This is a genomic window from Mesorhizobium kowhaii (genome assembly GCF_042431665.1).
Taxonomy (GTDB): domain Bacteria; phylum Pseudomonadota; class Alphaproteobacteria; order Rhizobiales; family Rhizobiaceae; genus Mesorhizobium; species Mesorhizobium kowhaii.
This window is the reverse complement of the sequence record NZ_JBHLYT010000006.1, coordinates 434,737-455,436: the sequence shown is the minus strand read 5'-3', so window position 1 is coordinate 455,436 and position 20,700 is coordinate 434,737. Positions and strand designations below refer to the sequence as shown.

At 62.7% G+C, this 20,700-nt stretch carries 18 protein-coding genes; 13 read left to right on the top strand and 5 right to left on the bottom strand.

From position 1 onward, the window contains the following. Positions 1-30: 30 nt before the first annotated feature. A complete protein-coding gene (gene dnaE / locus ACFFNA_RS08090; RefSeq protein ID WP_378917236.1) occupies positions 31-3,525 on the top strand; it encodes a DNA polymerase III subunit alpha in 3,495 nt (1,164 codons plus the stop codon). A 64-nt stretch (positions 3,526-3,589) separates the two neighbouring features. Next, the gene (locus tag ACFFNA_RS08085) at positions 3,590-4,393 is read left to right on the top strand and encodes a potassium channel family protein (protein ID WP_378917234.1); all 804 of its coding nucleotides are present in this window, start codon (positions 3,590-3,592) and stop codon (positions 4,391-4,393) included. A gap of 74 nt (positions 4,394-4,467) precedes the next feature. Here the strand turns inward: ACFFNA_RS08085 and ACFFNA_RS08080 are convergent, their stop codons facing one another. Together ACFFNA_RS08080 and ACFFNA_RS08075 are read right to left on the bottom strand one after the other, a co-directional pair. Further along, on the bottom strand, positions 4,468-4,833 hold the full coding sequence (locus ACFFNA_RS08080) for a hypothetical protein (protein ID WP_378917233.1): 366 nt from the start codon (positions 4,831-4,833) through the stop codon (positions 4,468-4,470). 216 nt (positions 4,834-5,049) lie between these two features. Then, positions 5,050-5,931 (bottom strand): DMT family transporter, encoded by an 882-nt coding sequence (locus ACFFNA_RS08075; protein ID WP_378917231.1) that lies wholly within the window; start codon positions 5,929-5,931, stop codon positions 5,050-5,052. 184 nt (positions 5,932-6,115) lie between these two features. Here ACFFNA_RS08075 and ACFFNA_RS08070 point away from each other — a divergent pair, with 184 nt between their 5' ends. Further along, on the top strand, positions 6,116-6,622 hold the full coding sequence (locus ACFFNA_RS08070; RefSeq protein ID WP_111546375.1) for a hypothetical protein: 507 nt from the start codon (positions 6,116-6,118) through the stop codon (positions 6,620-6,622). Between the two features lie 164 nt (positions 6,623-6,786). On the opposite strand, the gene ACFFNA_RS08065 is transcribed toward ACFFNA_RS08070, so the two are convergent. After that, complete coding sequence (locus ACFFNA_RS08065; RefSeq protein ID WP_378917229.1) at positions 6,787-8,115, bottom strand: DNA polymerase IV; 1,329 nt, start codon at positions 8,113-8,115, stop codon at positions 6,787-6,789. Positions 8,116-8,180: 65 nt separating this feature from the next. Here ACFFNA_RS08065 and ACFFNA_RS08060 point away from each other — a divergent pair, with 65 nt between their 5' ends. Together ACFFNA_RS08060 and ACFFNA_RS08055 are read left to right on the top strand one after the other, a co-directional pair. Next, positions 8,181-8,756 carry a GNAT family N-acetyltransferase gene (locus ACFFNA_RS08060; protein WP_378917227.1) on the top strand — a complete coding sequence of 192 codons (576 nt, stop codon included), beginning with the start codon at positions 8,181-8,183 and terminating at the stop codon, positions 8,754-8,756. Positions 8,757-8,942: 186 nt separating this feature from the next. Further along, positions 8,943-10,481: a hypothetical protein gene (locus ACFFNA_RS08055; protein ID WP_378917225.1), complete on the top strand. Its 1,539-nt coding sequence runs from the start codon at positions 8,943-8,945 to the stop codon at positions 10,479-10,481. A gap of 11 nt (positions 10,482-10,492) precedes the next feature. On the opposite strand, the gene ACFFNA_RS08050 is transcribed toward ACFFNA_RS08055, so the two are convergent. After that, positions 10,493-11,146 carry a hypothetical protein gene (locus tag ACFFNA_RS08050; RefSeq protein ID WP_378917223.1) on the bottom strand — a complete coding sequence of 218 codons (654 nt, stop codon included), beginning with the start codon at positions 11,144-11,146 and terminating at the stop codon, positions 10,493-10,495. After that, positions 11,143-11,442 carry a DUF3572 domain-containing protein gene (locus tag ACFFNA_RS08045; protein WP_378917221.1) on the bottom strand — a complete coding sequence of 100 codons (300 nt, stop codon included), beginning with the start codon at positions 11,440-11,442 and terminating at the stop codon, positions 11,143-11,145. Before ACFFNA_RS08045 ends, ACFFNA_RS08050 begins: the two co-directional genes overlap by 4 nt. A 179-nt stretch (positions 11,443-11,621) precedes the next feature. Between ACFFNA_RS08045 and ACFFNA_RS08040 the strand changes: the two genes are divergently transcribed. From ACFFNA_RS08040 to ACFFNA_RS08005, 8 genes are all read left to right on the top strand, one after another. Further along, on the top strand, positions 11,622-12,038 hold the full coding sequence (locus ACFFNA_RS08040) for a response regulator (RefSeq protein ID WP_281004968.1): 417 nt from the start codon (positions 11,622-11,624) through the stop codon (positions 12,036-12,038). 33 nt (positions 12,039-12,071) lie between these two features. Further along, the gene (locus ACFFNA_RS08035) at positions 12,072-13,445 is read left to right on the top strand and encodes a PleD family two-component system response regulator (protein WP_378917219.1); all 1,374 of its coding nucleotides are present in this window, start codon (positions 12,072-12,074) and stop codon (positions 13,443-13,445) included. A 412-nt stretch (positions 13,446-13,857) separates the two neighbouring features. After that, a complete protein-coding gene (locus ACFFNA_RS08030; protein WP_378917217.1) occupies positions 13,858-15,336 on the top strand; it encodes an FAD-dependent monooxygenase in 1,479 nt (492 codons plus the stop codon). Between the two features lie 128 nt (positions 15,337-15,464). Further along, positions 15,465-16,199 (top strand): FadR/GntR family transcriptional regulator, encoded by a 735-nt coding sequence (locus ACFFNA_RS08025; RefSeq protein WP_378917215.1) that lies wholly within the window; start codon positions 15,465-15,467, stop codon positions 16,197-16,199. Beyond that, positions 16,196-17,383, top strand: coding sequence for a PLP-dependent transferase (locus ACFFNA_RS08020; RefSeq protein ID WP_378917213.1), 1,188 nt, complete (start codon positions 16,196-16,198; stop codon positions 17,381-17,383). Before ACFFNA_RS08025 ends, ACFFNA_RS08020 begins: the two co-directional genes overlap by 4 nt. 29 nt (positions 17,384-17,412) lie before the next feature. Then, positions 17,413-18,690: an ABC transporter substrate-binding protein gene (locus ACFFNA_RS08015; RefSeq protein WP_111546384.1), complete on the top strand. Its 1,278-nt coding sequence runs from the start codon at positions 17,413-17,415 to the stop codon at positions 18,688-18,690. Positions 18,691-18,928: 238 nt separating this feature from the next. Next, entirely contained in the window at positions 18,929-19,852 is a 924-nt protein-coding gene (locus tag ACFFNA_RS08010; RefSeq protein WP_111546385.1) for a carbohydrate ABC transporter permease, read from the top strand. Further along, on the top strand, positions 19,852-20,700 hold the full coding sequence (locus ACFFNA_RS08005; protein ID WP_013895215.1) for a carbohydrate ABC transporter permease: 849 nt from the start codon (positions 19,852-19,854) through the stop codon (positions 20,698-20,700). Before ACFFNA_RS08010 ends, ACFFNA_RS08005 begins: the two co-directional genes overlap by 1 nt.

Sequence of the window (20,700 nt, the reverse complement as noted above, 5' to 3'; positions counted from 1 at the left end):
GCCGACGAAAAACTTCCACGCGATCCCCTGATGCGCGAAGCCGCGATAGCGGCTGCGCGGCCTGAGGCGCCGGCGCGGCCCTTCGTCCATCTGCGCGTGCATTCAGCCTATTCGCTGCTGGAAGGCGCCTTGCAGATCGGCAAGGTGGTGGCTCACGCGGTCAAGGACGAAGCCCCGGCGATTGCGGTCACCGACACCAACAATCTGTTCGGCGCGCTGGAATTTGCGCAGAAGGCGGTAAAGGACGGCATCCAGCCGATCATCGGCTGCCAGGTCGCGCTCGCCTTTTCCGGCGAGAACAGCGACGGCCAGCGCGACCGCAGGCGGCAAGGTCCGGACATGCGGCCGGTGGTCCTGATCGCCGCGACCGAGGCCGGCTATTCCAATCTGGTCAGGCTGGTCAGCCGCGTCTATCTGGAAACACCGCCCGGCGAGGCGGTGCACCTGACCACCGAAATGATGCAAGGCTATTGTAACGGGCTGATCTGCCTCAGTGGTGGGCCGCGCGGCCCGATCGGTATTGCGCTCAAGGAAGATCGCCGCGATCTGGCCGAGGCACGGCTTTTGACCCTCAAGACGATGTTCGGCGACCGACTCTATGTCGAGCTGGACCGGGTTTCCGGTTATGATCGCATGATCGAGAAATCCTCGATCGATCTCGCCTATGCCCATGAACTGCCGCTGGTTGCCACCAACGAGGCGTTCTTCTCGGCGCGTGACGATTATGACGCGCATGACGCGCTGATCGCCATTGCCGAGGGCTCGGTCGTAGCCGCCGACAACCGCCGCCGGCTGTCGCCGGACAATTTCCTGCGCAGCCAGGCCGATATGGCCAGGCTGTTCGCCGACCTGCCGGAGGCGATCGACAACACGGTCGAGATCGCGCTGCGCTGTTCCTACTATCCGAAGAATCGCAACCCGATCCTGCCGCGCTTCACCGGCGGCGACGTCGCCGACAATGATGCCGCCGTGCAGGCGGAAGCCGACGAGCTGGCCCGCCAGGCGCATGAGGGGCTCAACGCGCGGCTGGCCGCGCACGGCCCGACACCAGGCTACACGGTCGAGCAATATCGCGAGCGGTTGAATTTCGAGCTTGGCATCATCACCAAGATGAAGTTTCCCGGCTACTTCCTGATCGTTGCCGACTTCATCAAATGGGCCAAGGCGCAAGGCATTCCGGTCGGGCCGGGCCGTGGTTCGGGCGCAGGCTCGCTGGTCGCCTATTCGACGACCATCACCGACATTGATCCCCTGCGCTTCTCCCTGCTGTTCGAGCGCTTCCTCAACCCAGACCGCGTATCGATGCCCGACTTCGACATCGACTTCTGCCAGGATCGCCGCGAGGAGGTGATCCGCTACGTTCAGCAGAAGTACGGTCGCGACCAGGTCGGCCAGATCATCACCTTCGGTACGCTGCAGGCCCGCGCCGTGCTGCGCGACGTCGGCCGCGTGCTGCAGATGCCCTACGGCCAGGTCGACAAGCTCTCCAAGATGGTGCCGCAGAACCCGGCCAATCCGGTCAAGCTCGCCGACGCCATCGCCAACGAGCCGCGCTTTGCCGAAGAGGCCGAGAAGGAACCGATCGTCCAGACGCTGCTCGACATGGCACAGAAGCTGGAGGGCCTTTATCGCCACGCCTCGACCCATGCCGCCGGCATCGTCATCGGCGACCGGCCGCTGTCGGAGCTGGTGCCGATGTACCGCGATCCGCGCTCGGACATGCCGGTCACCCAGTTCAACATGAAATATGTCGAACAGGCCGGGCTGGTGAAGTTCGACTTTCTTGGCCTGAAGACGCTGACCGTGCTCGAAACAGCGGTCAAACTGATCCGCCGCCGTGGCATCGAAATCGACCTGGCGACGATCCCGCTCGACGATCCCGAGACCTACGCCATGCTGTCGCGCGGCGAGGTGGTCGGTGTGTTCCAGGTGGAAAGTGCTGGTATGCGCAAGGCGCTGATCGGCATGCGGCCCGACTGCATCGAGGACATCATCGCGCTGGTCGCGCTCTACCGGCCGGGGCCGATGGAGAACATCCCGACCTACAACGCCAGAAAGCATGGCGAGGAGGAGATGGCGTCGATCCATCCCAAGATCGACCATCTGGTGAAGGAGACGCAAGGCGTCATCGTCTACCAGGAACAGGTGATGCAGATCGCGCAGGAGCTTGCCGGTTATTCGCTCGGCGAAGCCGATCTGTTGCGCCGCGCCATGGGCAAGAAGATCCGCGCCGAGATGGATAAGCAGCGCGAGCGCTTCGTCTCGGGCGCGGTCGAGCGCGGCGTCGGCAAGCCGCAAGCCGACTTCATTTTCGACCTTCTGGCCAAGTTCGCCGACTATGGTTTCAACAAGTCGCACGCCGCCGCCTACGCCGTGGTCTCGTACCAGACCGCCTATCTCAAGGCGCATTATCCGGTCGAGTTCCTGGCGGCGTCGATGACGCTCGACATGGGCAACACCGACAAGCTTGCCGATTTCCGCCAGGATGCATTGCGCCTCGGCATCGAGGTTCTGGCGCCGTCGGTGATATCAAGCTTTCGTCCCTTCGAAGTCGGTGAAAACCGCATCTATTATTCGCTGGCCGCGCTCAAAGGCGTCGGCGACGCGGCGGTCGAACATATCGTTGCCCAGCGTGGCGAAAAGCCGTTCAAGAACCTCGCCGATTTCTGCGAGAGGGTCGATCCCAAGATTGTCGGCAAGCGCGTCTTCGAAAGCCTGATCATGGCCGGCGCGCTCGATTGCTTTGGCCATGACCGTGCTTCGATGATGGCAGGCGTCGAGCGCATGATGGGGCTGGCGTCGCTGGCGCAGCAGAACGCGGTCTCCGGCCAGCACGATATCTTCGGCGCCTCGCTCGGCGCCCAGTCGCAGGCGCTCAATCTGCCGGCGACGGATCCATGGCTTGCCGCCGACCGGCTGCACCGTGAATTCCAGGTGGTCGGCTTCTACCTCTCCGCCCATCCGCTCGACGAGTACAAAGCGGCCTTGCAGAAGATGCGGGTGCAGAACTGGGCTGAGTTTTCGGCGGCCGTCAAGCGCGGCGCTGCCGCCGGACGGCTGGCCGGCACGGTCACCACCAAGCAGGAGCGCAAGACGCGCACCGGCAACAAGATGGGCGTCGTCGCGTTTTCCGACACGTCCGGCCAGTATGAAGCCGTGCTGTTTTCCGAAGGCCTGGCGCAGTATCGCGACCTGCTCGAGCCCGGCCGTTCCGTCGTCATCACCGTCGCGGCCGAGGACAGGCCGGAAGGCGTCAATTTGCGCATCCAGACGGTGCAGTCGCTGGAGGACGAGGCAAGCCGCATCCAGAAAGCATTGCGCATTTTCGTACGCAATGCGGCGCCGATCGGCACGCTGGCCGGCCAGCTTTCGGTGAGGGGCGAAGGCCAGGTCAGCTTCGTGCTGATCAAGGAAGATGGCGAGGGGGAAATCGAGATCGAACTGCCCAATCGCTACCGGATCTCGCCGCAGATCGCCTCGGCGATGCGTGCCGTGCCGGGCGTGGTCGAAGTGGAGCTGGTGTGACCCCTGCTCTTGCGGGCTGGCGGCAGTCCGCCGGGCGGCTTTTGCCGCGAACGCCACCGCAATCATGAATGCGGCGGACAAGGACGGATTGCCAGACAGGTCAGCAATGGCGCAGCTGCGCGATAGGCTGCGCAAGCTCTATCACGGACGCACCCCGGCGGCTTTCCGGTTCCAGCTGGTGGCTGTCGTCATCGACCTCGCCATCATTGCTTTCTTCATCGCGACGCCGGTTCTTCAGGACACGCCGTCATTCCTCTGGCTCGACTATGCGGTGGCGGCACTGGTCGCCGTCGACATGATTGCCCGGTTGCTCGCTTCCAACGACATGCTGCGGCTGATGAAGCAGCCGACATCGTGGGTCGATGCCTTCATCCTCTTGACGCTGCTGATGCCGACGGCACTCGCCAATCTCGGTTTCCTGCGCATCCTGCGGCTCTGGTCGCTGTCGCGTAGCGGTTCGCTGTGGCGGCATTTCGAGATGCGCGGCGTCAAGAAATGGCGCGAGGCGAGCCAGGCGGTCATCAATCTCTTGACCTTCCTGTTTGTCATCACCGGCTTTGTCTACACCTTCTTCTTCCGCACCGCGGCAGGTCTGGAAGGCTACATCGACGCGCTCTATTTCACCGTCGCCACCGTGACCACGACCGGCTTCGGCGACATCGTCCTGCCCGGGATAGCAGGCAAGTTGACGGCGATCGCCACCATGATCATCGGCATTTCGCTGTTCGTCAGGCTGGCGCAGGCGCTGTTCCGTCCCACCAAGGTATTCTTTCCCTGTCCGCAATGCGGGCTGCAGCGACACGAGCCCGACGCCGTCCATTGCAAGGCCTGCGGTCACCTCCTCAACATACCCGACGACGGCAATTGACGGGCTGGAGTTCATCCCGCCAGAATCGAGAGATTAACCCGAACGGCCGCCGCGTGGCACCACGATCCGGAGGCTCAAAACTGCGGGCCGCCTATCTGGCTGTAGTTGATGCCGCCGAAGCTGATGCCCGACAGGCCGGGAGCTGCCATCTTGCGCTTATGGCCATCGCGGCAGTCGAACACCGGCCACTCCGTCTGTCGGCAGGATATCTCGCGGCACATTCGGCTCAGGCAATCGCCCTCGGTGAGCAAGAACAAGCTGTTCCCGACGCGCCGAACCGTGCTTCCGTCATCGGAACGCCAGGTCCATGGAATGCGCAACGAGGAAACGAAATCGCCGACAAGGCCATCATTCCTGGAATGCGCGCTCAAGCTTGTTCGATAATGCGCCATGGACGCAGAATAGTCGGCCACAACCGTCGGGCTATAGTAGGAAGCCATAGGATTCTCCGACTCGAGAAGATGCGTTCCCGCTTCGGCTTTCGCTTCGCCGGTGGCTACCAGCACCGATATCAGCAAAACAGCGACGATCATAAGAGGCATCGTTGCACCATCTTCCAGGAGTGTCTCATCCCACCGCCCCAGCTAGTAGGCGGCAACCTCCAATCAGGGCACGAAATTCTCTTAGACTCAATCTCTACCAGAGCGGATCATGGTCTAGGACGCGGCGATCTTCGCCGGTTGTGGCGCTTTTCGCTGCAGATTGAGCAGATTGCCCATCAGGATCAGCAGTGCGCCGCCGGCGGTGAAGGCGTCGATCTGCTCCTGATAGAGCAGCCAGCCGATCAGCGCCGACAGCGGCACGCGCAGGAAATCCATCGGCGAAATGACGGTGGCATCGGCATAGGCAAGCGCACGGGCCATGCAGAAATGCGACGACATGCCAGTGAAGGCGATCAGCAGGATCCAGGGCCACAGCTCCAGCGGCGGGTTGCGCCACTCATAGAGCGCCGGGATGAGGCCGAGTGCCGACTGGATGATCAGCATCCAGAAGATGATGCGCACGACGCTGTCCGTGCGCGTCAGCGACTTGACCAGCACCAGCGATACGCCGAAACAGACGGCGGCACCGAGCACGACGAGATGTCCCGGATCGACGGCGCCGACACCGGGGCGCACGATGATCACGACGCCGATCAGCCCCAGCACGATCGCTGCAAGCCGTGGCCGGGACAGCCTTTCGCCAAGAAAAGTCACCGCCAGGATAGCCGTCCAGATCGGTGTGGTGAATTCGATCGAGATCAGCACGGCCAGCGGGATCAGCGTCAGCGCGTAGAGCCAGGCCGCCTGGCCGGTATAATGGATGACGTTGCGGGCGATGTGGGCGACGGGGCGCTGCGTGCGCATGGCTGCAAAGCCACCGCTCATCATCACCAGCGGCAGAAGGATGAAAAAGCCGATCACCGAGCGCAGTTCCAGTACCTGGAAGACGTTGAGTTCGGCTGTCGTGGCGCGGCCGGCGACCGACATCGCCAGGAACGAGGCAATGGACAGCGCCATCCAGAACGCGGCCTTGGGGATGGAGGGGGTAGGTACCATGCCCGCTATCTCGCAGGCCGGGGCCATTGCCGCAATCGCTAGCCGCTGCATTCTTCTGGGCCAGCCGTAACGGGTGGATGTTGCGGAACGTCCTGTTCGAGGCGGAACCTGATACGGCAACGGGCGTTGAGTCCCGATATTCTATCTGCGGAACTGCCTTTGCAACATCGACAAGGAGAGTTTCATGAAACCATTCGCGCAGTTCGCGCTTGCCGGCTGTCTGTTGTTTGCAGCAGGCACCGCACATGCCGATGAGGCCAAGTTTCTCCAGTCGTTCAATGGCAATTTCGCTGGCAAGGGTACTGTCCAGGTGACCACCGATGTGCCGAACGCTAGTGTATCCTGCAGCTTCAAGTCGAATGCGACCTCAACCTCACTCTCGCTGGATGGCAATTGCCGCGGTCTCGTCTTGGTAACGCGGGCCATCAGCGCCAACTTGAAGGTCACAGGTGCGAAGTACAACGGCATCTATGTCGGGTCACGCACCGGGCCGGCACAGCTGAATGGCAGCCGCTCCGGCAACGCGATCAATCTCGGCATTGGCTGGGCCAAGGAGGTCAACGGTGATCGAAAGGCGCGGATGACGGTCGAGAAGAGGGGCGAGAACGGCATCCGGCTGACGGTCACCGACACCGACCCTAAAACCGGCAAGAGCGTGGTGACGAGCCGGATCGATCTGCAGCGCACCTGACAGGGTATGTTGATATTCAGGTGATGCCGGCCTGCGAACGGTGATTTCCTGCGCTTCCGGTGCTCACGTACTTTAAGTACGCTCCGCTCCGGTTCTCGGAAACCACCATTCTCGGCTCGGCCTGACCTGAATCTCAACACACCCGATATGCAAGGCCAGCAAGGTCAGTCCTCGAGAGGCTCCGGCGGGTGGGCGTCGCGGCCCTTGCCGAATGTATAGCCGGTTTCCACCGCCCTGCGGCCGAACTTGTCGCGCAGGGCATCGATGGCGCCTTCGGCCATGGCGCGCTTGCGCGACTGGACGTCGACCAGATCGGGCGGGTCGGCCTTGTCGTCGTCCGAGAGGTCGCTGACGCCGATGCCGAGCAGCCGATATTTCGTGCCGTCGGTTTCCTTGCGCAGAAGCTCCACCCCGGTCTGAAAGATGCGATCGGCGAGCCGGGTCGGGTCGCCGAGCTGGCGGTTGCGCGTGCGCAGCTTGAAATCCTGGGTCTTCAGCTTCAGCACCACGGTGCGCCCGGCGATGCCGGACTTCTTCAGTCGTGCCGAGACCTTCTCCGAAAGCCCCCTCAGCACCGCGACGAGCTCATCGAGCGAGGCGATGTCGGTGTCGAAGGTGGTTTCGGCCGATACGCTCTTGGCATCCTGGTCGGGATCGACGCGGCGGACGTCCTCGCCGCGCGAAAGGTGGTAGAGCCGGTCGCCCATCGTGCCGTAACGGCGCATAAGGTCGCCACGATCCATCTGCTGCAGCTGACCGATGGTGCGGATACCGTCGCGCTCCAGCGTGGCGTTGAACGCCTTGCCAACACCCCAGATCATGGTCACCGGCTGCACTGCCAGGAAGCCGACCGCCTCGGCCTCGCCGATGACCGAGAAGCCCCGCGGCTTGCGGAAATCCGACGCTATCTTGGCGAGGAACTTGCAGTAGGACAGGCCGGCCGAAACAGTGATGCCGATCTCCTTCTCGACCGCCAGCGCGAAGCGCGCGAGCACCACTGCCGGCGGCAGACCGTGCAGCCGTTCGGTGCCGGCGAGGTCGAGAAATGCCTCGTCGATCGACAGCGGCTCGACCAGCGGCGTCAGCGCCTGCATCATGGCGCGCACCTCGCGGCCGACGCGTACGTATTTTTCCATATTGGGGCTGATGACGACCGCCTCGGGACAGGCTTCGAGCGCCTTGAACATCGGCATTGCCGAGCGCACGCCCTGGATGCGGGCGATGTAGCAAGCGGTGGAGACGACGCCGCGCTTGCCGCCGCCGATGATCAACGGCTTGTCCTTGAGCGCCGGGTTGTCGCGCTTTTCGATCGCCGCATAGAAGGCGTCGCAATCGATATGGGCCAGATGCAGCCGGTAGAGCTCGGGATGGCGCGCCAGCCGGGGGCTGCCGCAGCGTTCGCAGCGGCGCGTCTGGCTGCGCTGAAACGTCAGGCAGTCGCGGCAAAAACCGTGATCGGGATTGTTGACAGGGGCCGCCATCGCTGCGAACATAAAGAGAACAGAAGCAATGGTACGACAGTGCAGGGCCTGCGACAAGGCTGGCCTGGGGAGAACTCATGAGCACGACCATAGCGCCGCTGGCGCCCGAACTCTGGGCGGATTTCGAGGACCTCTTCGGCAAGCAGGGCGCCTGTTATGGCTGCTGGTGCACGCATTTCCGGCTGGCGCCGGCGGTGCGCCGCGAAAGCAGCCGGGAACGCAACAAGGACCACATCAAGGCGCGCATTGAAGCCGGCCCGCCGCCTGGCCTGCTGGCATTCGAAGACGGCAAGGCGGTCGGCTGGATGCAGATCGGACCCCGCGCCGACGTGCCCGAATGGAACAATCAGGGCAGGGGCTCGGCACCCGTCGATCCCGCTGACGCCATGGATCCGGCCGTCTGGGCGATCTCCTGTTTCTTCATCCGCACCAAGGCGCGCGGCAGGGGTATCACGCATCGCCTGGTCGAAGGGGGTGTCGATTTCGCCCGCAGGAACGGTGCCCGGCTGGTCGAGGCCTGCCCAATAGACCTGTCCCGGGATTCGCGTTCGATCGGCCTGTTCGTCGGCTCGTCGCGGGTCTTCGAGAAGGCCGGTTTCGAGCGGCTTGTCGAGCGCAAGGCCGGCAGGCCGTTGATGCGGCTTGTGCTATAACCACCCTTTCCGCCTTGGCAGCGTTGTTGATCTTACCTTGCGGTTGCAGCGGTAATTTCATACCAGACGAACGAGGCGTTCCTTCTAAAGGCGCATGCGCTTTAGGTTTTTGTTTTTATGCATGTCGTTCTCCCAAAACGGGGCCCACTTTTGGGCGACATGCATTAGGTCAAACGGAGAATTCGCGTGAACCGTGCCCTGCCATTCGTTTTCCTTCTTGCATTGAGCGCGCCTGCTTTCGGCCAGACCGTCGACAGCCAGGGCGCGAAGCAATTGTCGGAGGACCTGTCCCGCTATGTCGGCAAACAGGCGCTCGACAAAGGCATTCTGAAGGTTTCGCTCGAGGGCGACGCCTACAAGATCGCGTTTGATTTCAAGGCGCTTGCCGCATCATTGCTCGATCAGAAGCTGCTGAAATTAGACGCCCTGATGGTCAAGCCGCGCAGCGACGGATCCTGGGATGTCTCGATGGATTTTTCGCAGAGCGCCTCCTTCGAGTTCAACGGGCCTGAGGGTCTGCAAAGCACGCAGTTTTCGATCAAGGACGGCAAGGGTTCGGGCGTCTATGACCCCAACCTGGCGGCCTTCACCAGCGGCACCAGCTCGATGGCCGGCATGACGATGGCATCGAAGGATGCCAAGCAGCACATGGAAGCGAGCACCGGCGCCGGTACTGCGACGATCGCGGCGACCAAGTCCGCGACCGGCGGCGTCGATTTCACAACCTCGCAAAAGGTGTCTGATTTCGTCGAAACGATCAATTTCGACGATCCCGAAAGCGGGCTGAAATTCCCGGTCAACGTCAAATCGCCGGAACTGTCGGTCGAGGCCAGCGGCACGGGGGTGCGGACAAAGCCGCTGCTCGATCTCCTGGCATTTGTCGTGGCCAATGAAGACGAGGCGACGCTGAAGGCAAACCAGGCGCAACTCAAATCGCTTCTGCTCGCAGCCTTGCCGGTTTGGGAGCATGTCGAGGGGACCTACGGCTTCAAGGATTTCACAGTGGAAAGCCCGGTCGGCAATTTCGGCGCGACGCAGCTCAGCACTGCGTTCGGGTCCGACGGCGTCGCCCAGAACGGCAAGATCACCTATGCCATCAAGGCGTCGGGGCTGACCGTGCCGCAACAGCTTCTGCCAAGCTGGAGCGTGGCGCTGCTGCCCACCGATGTCGACCTGAACTTCGGCGGCGCCAACATCGATCTCGACAGCATGGCGAAGAAGGCGATCGAAGCCTTTGATCTCAATCAGGATCCGCCGCTGTCGGCTGATTTCGGCGACAAGCTCAAAGCCGACTTCATGGCCAAAACGCCGAAGGTCGTCATCGGCCACAGCACCGTGAAGAACAAGGATACGGAGATCGCTCTGGAAGGCGAGATGACCTTCCCCGGCGAGAAGCCGGAGGCAAGCGTGACCGTCGACGTCACCGGCTTCGACAAGCTCGTCGAGGGCCTGCAGACTGCGGCAAAGTCGGAACCGGAGGTGGCGCAATACGTACCTGCCGCTCTCATGGTGAAGGGTTTTGGCAAGACGCTGCCCGATGGACGCATCGAATGGGTCGTCAACGCCAAGGCCGACGGTTCGGTTATTGTCAACGGCGTCATGGTCAAGCCGGCCGATCCGGCCGTGGACGACAGCGTCGATGATGGTGACAGCGGCGACGATGACAGCGGGGACGACAGCGGCGGAAATGCCAACGGCGGGGCGGGCGCGAAACTTAGCCCTTGATAGGCTAGCTTTCAGAGCCCCAGCGCGGTCGCAATCTTCGGCGCGGCTTCGTGCCAATCCTGCACGACGATGATGTCGTCCGGCACCGGCGGCAGGAATGCGCGCAGCGAATTGTCGGCCATCAGATGGAACAGACTGGCGTCGGCGACGGATATCCGCACCGACGCCAGATTGTGCGGCTGATCGTCGACGAAGACCACTGGCCGGCCGGTCTTGCCGCGCAGCCTGGCCACTGCCGGTCCCTTGGCCATTTCAGTGGTCAGAAGCGGGTAGCTCAGCCCGAGGGCATCGAGATGGGCGCGACGCACGGCACGGTGCTTGTGCGGCATGGCCGTCAGCAAAATGATCTCGGCGCGATCGCCCAGTCCCGCCAAGGCATCCGCGGCGCCGTCAGTGATGCTCTGCCAGTCGGCTTGGGCATCAAAGAAATCGCCCAGAAGTGCTGTGACTTCGGGCTGTTCGATCAGGCGGCCGCTTGCCGTTTCGGCGATGTTGCCGGTCAGGCGGAACGAGGCCAGCGTCAGGCCGAAACCGCGCGCCTTGAGGAAATTCGGGAAGGGGCGGATGAATTCGAGCACCACATCGTCGACGTCGAGCACCAGCAGCGGACGGTTATCGGCCGCCAGTTCCTCGATCTGGCGCGCGGTTTCGGGATCATCGCTCATATGGAATGCTCATGGTCGTCGTCGCCCAGCGGCAGCGCCCGCAAGGCCTTGCCGACCGCTGCCGGTGGCGTGCCGGTTTCCTCGGCAAAGCGCAACAGCGTCGGCTCGTGGGCGAGAATGAACTGCAGGACACCGGCCAGGAATCCCGGTTCGCCGGCGGCCTTGCGGATCGAATGCGCCTCGATGCCGGTGATCGCCAGAAAGCGCGGCAACAGTTCCGGATCGGAAGCGACGAAGCCCAGGGCCTTCACGGCAATGTTTTCCGCTTCTTCGCGCATTGACGCTGCGTTTGCCATCACTACCTTCGGTGTGTGGAATGAGTCTCTCCCGCAGTAATGGCAAGAGATGCTTGCGGCAAGCCATTAGAGCGGCGCCCGAGGTGGAATCCAGACAGCTTTTTGCCCCACGGATTTCCGTTTCGTCAATCATATTGCCGTAGAGTGAAGCAGGGTTTGGTGCGTCTTGAGATGGACGCATGACGGTCGCCTTCGAGCGGAAGGACGGCCGGGACGGGATATCGATGCCGAAGAAGGTCATGATCGTCGAGGACAATGAGCTCAACATGAAGCTCTTTCGGGACCTCATCGAAGCGAGCGGCTACGAGACCGTGCGCACCCGCAACGGTCTGGAAGCGCTCGATCTGGCGCGCCAGCACCGGCCGGATCTCATCCTGATGGATATCCAGTTGCCTGAAGTGTCGGGGCTGGAGGTGACCAAATGGCTGAAGGAGGACGACGAGCTGCACGTCATCCCGGTCATCGCGGTCACCGCCTTCGCAATGAAGGGTGACGAGGAACGCATCCGCCAGGGTGGCTGCGAGGCCTATATCTCCAAGCCGATCTCGGTGCCGCGTTTCATCGAAACCATCAAATCCTATTTGGGCGATGCGTAATGTGCCCTTTCAGCCGAGCCGGAGCCTTGTGAAATGACTGCACGGATCCTCGTCGTCGACGACATCCCTGCCAATGTGCGGCTGCTGGAGGTCCGGCTGCTGGCCGAATATTTCGAGGTGCTGACCGCCACCAACGGGCCGGATGCCATCGAGACCTGCGAGAATGGCAAGGTCGATGTCGTGCTGCTCGACGTGATGATGCCCGACATGGACGGGTTCGAGGTCTGCCGGCGGCTGAAGAGCGACCCGGCAACGTCGCACATTCCGGTGGTGATGATCACCGCGCTCGACCAGGTCTCCGACCGCGTGCGCGGGCTCGAAGCCGGCGCCGACGACTTCCTGACCAAGCCGGTCAACGACCTGCAACTGATGACGCGCGTCAAGAGCCTGGTCCGGCTGAAGTCGCTGACCGATGAGTTGCGGCTGCGCGCCTCGACGACGCGTAACATCGGCATCGAAGAACTGCTGAGCCGCAATTTCGCCTCCGAGGACACGGCGCCGAAAGTGCTTTTGATCGACGAGCGCACATCCTCGGTCGAGCGCATCCAGAAGATGCTGCGCGACCGCGCCGACCTCGACGTCACAAGCGATCCGCATGCCGGCTTCTTCCAGGCCGCCGAGACGTCCTACGAATGCGTGATGATCTCGACGGCCTTTGCCAATTTCGATCCGCTCCGGCTCTGTTCGCAGTTGCGGTCTCTCGACCGCACCCGTTTCGTCCCGATCATCCTGCTCGCGGAGGCGGGCGAGGAGGAGCGCATCATCCGTGGCCTCGAGCTCGGCATCAACGACTATCTGATGCGGCCGATCGACCAGCAGGAACTGACGGCACGGTTGCGCACCCAGGTGCGCCGCAAGCGCTACAACGACCAGCTGCGCGCCAGCGTCACCCAAACCATCGAAATGGCGGTGACCGACGGGCTGACAGGGCTGCACAACCGCCGCTATCTCGACAGCCATCTGCAGACGCTGTTCGATCGCGCCGTGGCGCGGCGGCGGCCGCTGTCGGTGATGATCACCGATCTCGACCGTTTCAAGTCGATCAACGACGCGCACGGCCATGACGGCGGCGACGAGGTGTTGCGGGAATTTGCGCGACGGCTGCGCAAGAACGTCCGCGGTATCGACCTTGCCTGCCGCTTTGGCGGCGAGGAGTTCGTCGTGGTGATGCCGGACACTGAGGGTTCGGTGGCCGAGAAGGTGGCAGAACGCATTCGCGCCGAAATCGCCCAGGCGCCTTTTGCCATCGGCCCGGACGGCAAGACGATCGAAGTCACGGTCAGCGTCGGCGTGTCGTCGGTGCTAAAGGGGATGGATACGGTGGCGGCGCTGATGAAACGCGCCGACCTCGCGCTCTACGAAGCCAAGAGCGGCGGCCGCAACCGCGTCGTCGCCAAGGCGGCGTGACCGTCCAGCCCCGATTATCCAGTCAACCCGACAGGGTTACCCGTTTACCTTAATCCAAGCGATTCCCGAGCTTTGGTTAAGAAATGGTTGATTTTCATAAGCTCTTGCGCAAGTGTGCAGGCCAAGACGAAGCCGGCACGAGGACAGACATCCGGCTCGATCCCTAGAAATACCCCATGATGCTCAGGTCCGCCGCATCTCCTGGGTCCGTGGGGTCGGCCGGCCGGCGCTGGCACATAGTGGCCTCCTCGTACCGCTGCCAAACGCCGACCGGCCCCCTTCTCCAGACAGAACATCAGAGCTCCGTGCCAAGGCACGGAATACATATGGCGCACAAGGGGCTTGCGGCAAGACCCGGCTCCTCCCGTAAAACCGTCGGCCTAACCAAAGGTACGGGACGGGAGTGCCTGTAATGACCGATCATGCGGTGGTGATCGCCGGAGGCGGCCCGACGGGGTTGATGCTGGCGGGTGAACTGGCGCTGGCGGGCGTTGACGTCGCCATTGTCGAGCGGCGCGACAACCAGGAGCTTGTTGGCGCGCGCGCGGGCGGCCTGCATGCCCGCACCATCGAGGTTCTCGATCAGCGTGGGATCGCCGACCGGTTCCTGTCGCGAGGACAGGTGACGCAGGCTGTGCGCTTCCACATGGTCCCGCTGGACATCAGCGATTTTCCAACGCGGCACAACTACGTGCTCGGGCTGTGGCAGAACCACATCGAGCGCATACTGGCCGACTGGGTCGGCGAACTGGCGGTGCCGATCTATCGCGGCCTGGACGTCACGGGTTTCGCGCAGGATGATAGCGGCGTCGGCGTCGAGCTGTCCGACGGCCAACATTTAGCGGCCGAATATCTCGTCGGCTGCGACGGAGGACGCAGTGTCATCCGCAAAGCAGCGGGCATCGACTTCGCCGGGTGGGATCCGACGATGAGCTGGATGATCGCAGAGGTCGAGATGTCGGAGGAGCCGCCGTGGGGCTTTCACAACAACGCCTTCGGAACTCATGGATTGGGCAAGATTGGGGAGGGCGGGACAGTGCGCGTCGTGCTGACCGAGCAGCAACTGGAGACCGGCGGCGAACCCACGCTACGCGATCTCAGCGAGGCGCTGGTTGCCGTCTACGGTACTGACTTTGGGGTCCACAGGCCCACCTGGATCTCGCGGTTCACCGACATGACGCGACAGGCTGCGACTTACCGCGACAGACGCGTCCTGTTGGCCGGCGATGCCGCGCATGTGCATCCTCCCGTCGGCGGGCAGGGGCTCAACATCGGTGTGCAGGATGCGGTGAACCTGGGATGGAAGCTGGCCCAGGTGGTCAAGCGGACATCGCCGGAAATCCTCCTCGATACCTATCACGCCGAGCGCCATCCGGTCGCCGCCCGCGTGTTGCACAACACCATGGCGCAGGTCGCGCTTCGTCGCACGGACGACCGCAGCAAGGCCATGGGCGATATCGTTTCCGAGCTGCTTGGTATGGATGAGCCTCGCAGACGAATCGCCGCGGAGATGTCCGGTCTGGGCGTTCATTACGACCTCGGCGAAGGGCATCCTCTGCTGGGGCGGCGCATGCCCGACCTCGACTTGCTCACCGCCAACGGCCCGCTGCGGGTCTTTACCCTGCTGCACCACGCCCGGTCGGTGCTCCTCAACTTCGGAGAACTTGGCGACTTCGACATCGCTCCGTGGGCGGATCGGGTCCGGCAGATCGACGCTGGGTATGCTGGTACCTGGGAGCTTCCGGTCCTTGGTCCAGTCACCGCGCCGGCCGCCGTGTTGATCCGACCGGACGGATATGTAGCCTGGGTGGGGGACTTAACCCATCTGGGCCTAACTGAGGCGCTGACCGCCTGGTTCGGACCGCCTGCCGCGGGGCCGCGGACACAATGAGGCGGCTCACGTAACCCTTGAAAAGCGTCCCTCCGCAACTTGCGGCGGGACAGTCTACTGACAACCGATTGACAGGATGTCTCTCATGTGCAGAAATTGGTTGGACCATTGGACCACTTGGAGAGAGCGTGGACCAGAACAGCCTGCCACCCATTCAAACGACGGCGCGCGATGACGCCGTGCTGAAGGCGTTGGTGGGGTTTGTTCGCGCCGAAGCCTTGCAGCCTGGCGAGAGACTGCCAACCGAGCGTATTCTGGCCGAACGACTGAAAGTCAGCCGCAACACCGTGCGCGAGGCGCTGACGCGGTGGGAAGGGCTCGGTCTGGTCGAGCGCCGGCAAGGCAGCGGTACCTATCTCAAGGCGGCCGTTTCACCTGACATGCTGCATATGCCGCTGACACTGGCGGGCGGCAATGATTTCACCAGCCTGATGCAGACGCTGGAAATCCGCCGCGCGCTGGAAGCAGAGGCCGCCGCACTCTGTGCCGAGCGTGCAAGCCAGACCGACATCGCCGAGATCGCGCGCAAGCTCGACATCATGGAGCAGGCGTTTCGCACGCGCGATGGCATGTCGTCGGAAGAGGACTGGGAGTTCCACCAGGCGATCTACCGGGTCTCGGGCAACCCGCTGTTCGAGCAGATCATCGCCGCCATGCACGAGTTGTTCCACCGCTTCTGGGAGCATCCGCTCGGCGTGCGCGACTTCGGCCATGCCAGCTTTCCCTATCACCGCACCATCTACGAATGCATCGCCGCGCGCGACCCGCAGGGCGCCCGCGCCGAGGCGCTCAAGCTGATCGCCACCGTCGAGGACGATCTGAAGCGTGGTGCGGCCAAACTCAAACTTTTGAGCCAGACATGAACGAGCATCCATCCGGTTTCGATCACGACTATCTCGCCGAGGCGGCAACGCTCTTGGCGCATGACGAGCCATTCCCGGGCGGCGCGGTGGTGCCGCCGATCTACCAGACCTCGCTGTTCACCTTTGCCAACTATGCCGAGATGGCCGACACCTTTGCTGGCAAACGAAAGCAGCCGATCTATTCGCGCGGCGACAATCCGACCGTGATGGAGTTCGAGGCGCGGGTGGCGGCGCTCGAGGGCGCTGAGGCCGCGCGCGGCTTTTCCAGCGGCATGGCTGCGATCAGCGCCACCGTGCTTGCTTTCGTCGGTGCCGGCGAGCGCATCGTGGCGGTGCGCAACTGCTACGGCGATGCCTACCGGCTGTTCGAGCGGCTTTTGCCCCGGCTCAACATCAAGGTCGACTATGTCGATGGCTCCGACCCGGATGCGGTTGCCGCGGCGCTTCCCGGCGCCAAGCTGCTCTACCTGGAAAGCCCGACCTCGATGATGTTCGAGCTGCAGGACATCGCGCATCTGACGCGGTTGGCCAAAGAGCAGGGCATTGTCACCAGCATCGACAATTCCTGGGCGACGCCGGTGTTCCAGAAGCCGATCGCGCACGGCGTCGACCTGGTGCTGCATTCGGCTTCGAAATATCTCGGTGGTCACAGCGACACCGTCGCCGGCGTGGTCGCGGGCTCCGCCGCTCACATCAAGCACATCAACGAGCAGACCTACTCCTATCTCGGCGGCAAGCTGTCGCCGTTCGAGGCCTGGCTGCTGCTGCGCGGCCTGCGCACGCTACCGCTGCGCCTGCCGCACCACATGAAGAGCGGCCTGACCATCGCCGAACGGCTCAAGGCGCATGCCAATGTCGAGCGCGTCAATCATCCCGCCTATTCGAACCACCCGGGCAAGGCGACGCTGGCCGGCTATGCCGGGCTGTTCTCGTTCGAGGTGACGGACGATATCGACATCCCCGTCTTCGTCGATGCGCTCAAATATTTCCGCATCGGCGTCAGCTGGGGCGGGCATGAGAGCCTGATCGTGCCTGCCAAGGCGTCGCTGGAGCAGACGCCGGGCCTGAATTCGATGGCGCGCTTCGGCGTCAGCCCCCGAACCATCCGCTTCAGTGTCGGATTGGAGAGTGTCGAAGACCTGTGGGCGGACGTCTCCCAAGCCTTCGAAAAAGCCAGAAAATAACAAGCGGGTTCAAAATGGGAGTCTTGAACATGAAAAAACTGACCGTCATGCTTGCCACCGTTGCGGGGCTGGCGATTTCCGCCGGAAGCGCGCTGGCCGATTCGACCCTCAAGATGGTCGAAGTCATTACCAGCCCGCCGCGCACCGAATTCCTGAAGAAGCAGATCGCCGAGTTCGAAACCGCCAATCCCGGCGTCAAGGTCGAGCTGATCTCGCTGCCCTGGGGCCAGGCCTTTGAGAAATTCCTGACCATGGTGCAGGCCGGCGATACGCCCGACGTGGTCGAGATGCCGGAACGCTGGATGGGCCTCTACGCCAACAATGCCCAGCTCGAGGATCTCGGCCCCTACATGGCCAAATGGGACGACGCCAAGACGCTGGGCGACCGCGCCAAGCAGTTCGGCTCGACGGTCAACAACACCCAGTTCATGATCCCCTACGGCTACTATGTGAACGCGCTGTTCTGGAACAAGAAGCTGTTCAAGGAGGCAGGCCTCGACGGCCCGCCGGCGACGCTCGACGATTTCATCGCCGATTCCAAGAAGATTTCGGCACTGCCCGGCAAATATGGCTACTGCCTGCGCGGGGGACCGGGCGCCTTCAACGGCATGCACATGTTCATGAATATCGCCGCCGGCAAGGGCGGCTATTTCAACGAGGATGGCACCTCGACCATCAACGACGAAGGCTCGGTGAAAGGTCTGCAGATGCTGGCCGACATGTACAAGGACGGCCTGGCGCCGAAGGATGCGGTGAGCTGGGGCTTCAACGAGACGGTCACCGGCTTCTACTCCGGTACCTGCGCCATGCTTAACCAGGATCCGGACGCGTTGCTCGGTATCGCCGACAAGATGAGCGCCGACGACTTCGCCGTGGCGCCATTGCCGGTCGGGCCGAGTGGCAAGTCCTATCCGACGCTCGGCTATGCCGGCTGGGCGATGTTCGCCAACTCGCAGCACAAGGACGACGCCTGGAAGCTGATGGCAACACTGCTCTCGCCCAAGGACAATCTGGAATGGGCCAAGGAAGTCGGCGTCGTCCCGATCCACAACGGCGCCGACCAGGATGCTCACTTCAAGACCGAGCAGTTCAAGGGCTGGTTCACGGAGCTGAGCGACACCTCCAAATATGAAATGGTGACGCCGCCGACCCATCTGGAGAATCTCGGCAATTTCGTCGACCAGGTGGCGATCAAGAACTTCCAGGAAGTGCTGCTTGGCCAGAAGACGGCCAAGGATGTCGCCGACCAATGGGCTGCCTTCCTGACCAAAGAACAGCAGGACTGGCTGGCGAAGAACAAGAAGTAATTTTTCTTCCCTTCTCCCCGTTCCACGGGGAGAAGGTGGCCCGATAGGGCCGGATGTGGGGCGGCACAGGCTTCTGCCAGCTTAGCGCTGCCCCTCATCTGCCTGCCGGCTTTCGTCGCTCGAAAAGCCAAGCAATTGGCTTTTCGTCCGCTGCGTGGACCGCTCCTCAACTCCCCGTGAACGGGGGGAAGGACGCTTTTCACCAGCCCCAACGCTTCCCGGAGCCGATCCACAGCCAATGACCTATGCCGTGTCCGAAATACGATCCGCAGGCAAGCCGCGTCGCAGGCGGCTATCACACGCCGCTATCGAACCCTGGCTCTATCTCAGCCCGGCAATCATCCTTCTGATCGTGGTGCTTCTGGTGCCGCTGGTCATCGGCATCAGCTACTCCTTCCGCAAATTCTCGGCTTTCAAGTCGGAATTTGTCGGGCTCGGGCAGTATCAGGCGATGCTGTCGGACCAGGTGCTGGGGCAGGCGCTGGTCAACACGCTGTGGTGGACCGTCACCAGCCTGTTCTTCCAGTTCTTTCTCGGTCTTGGCCTGGCGCTGCTGCTCGACAAGCCATTCCCGGGCCGCAAGGTGGTGCAGGCCCTGGTGTTCCTGCCCTGGGCGGTGCCGTCCTTCCTGTCGGGCCTGACCTGGGCCTGGCTGTTCAATCCGATCGTCGGGCCGCTGCCGCACTGGCTGTTCGCGCTGGGGCTGAAAGCCGAACCGACCAATGTTCTCTCCGATCCCGCCACCGCAATGTGGGGACCGATCATCGCCAATGTCTGGTTCGGCATTCCGTTCTTCGCCATCACGCTGCTGGCGGCGCTGAAGTCGATCCCGTCGGAATTGCATGAGGCGGCGGCGATCGACGGCGCTTCGCCATGGCAGCGCTTCACCAAGGTGACGCTGCCGTTCCTGGCGCCGACCATTGCCATCACCGTGATGCTGCGCACCATCTGGATCGCCACCTTCGCCGACCTGATCTTCGTCATGACCGAGGGCGGACCGGCCGGCTCGACCAACACGGTGCCGGTCTACATCTATGTCAGCGCCTTCAAATCGCTGGACAAGGGCTATGCCTCGGCGGTGGCCGTGCTGCTGCTCGTCCTGCTCATTGCCTATGCGATTGCACTGATCGGCATCCGCCGCTCCCTGGTGAGGCACGTCTGATGATCGCAGGACGCTCAGCCTCGCAACGGTTTTTCGGCGGCATCGGCCTCTACGCCGCCATCGCGGCTTACGTGATCTTTGCGCTGTTCCCAATCTACTGGACACTGAAGATCTCGGTCACGCCGGAGCGGCTTCTCTATTCCGAAGGCATCACCTTCTGGCCGTCGCAGATGACGTTGCAGAATTTCGTCACCGTGCTCGAGGCCACCGATTTCCCGCGCTATTTCCTCAACAGCGTCATCGTCTCGGTGTCGACTGCAGCACTGGTGACGGTCATTGCCACGCTCGCCGGCTACGCCATGTCGCGTTTCACCTTTCGCGGCAAGGCGGCGCTGGCCCTGATGCTGCTACTGACCCAGACGTTTCCGCTGGTGATGGTCATTCCGCCGATCTACCGCGTGATGGGGCAGATCGGCCTGATCAACAGCCTGACCGGGCTGATCATCATCTACACCGCCTTCAACACCGCTTTCGCCACCTTCCTGATGCAATCCTTCTTCGACGGCATCCCGAAGGACCTGGAAGAAGCGGCGATGATCGACGGCTGCACACGCGCGCAAGCGATGCGCAAGGTGATCGTGCCGCTGACGCTGCCCGGTATGGGCGCGACTCTGGGCTTCGTCTTCACCGCCGCCTGGAGCGAGCTCTTGTTCGCGCTGATGCTGATTTCCAGCGACGACCAGAAGACCTTCGCGGTTGGCCTGCTCACCTTCATCGGCAAGTTCGCCGTCGACTGGGGACAGATGATGGCAGCGTCGATCCTGGCGCTGATCCCGGTCTGCATCTTCTTCGCTTTCCTGCAACGCTATCTCGTCACCGGCCTGACCGCCGGCGCCGTCAAAGGATAG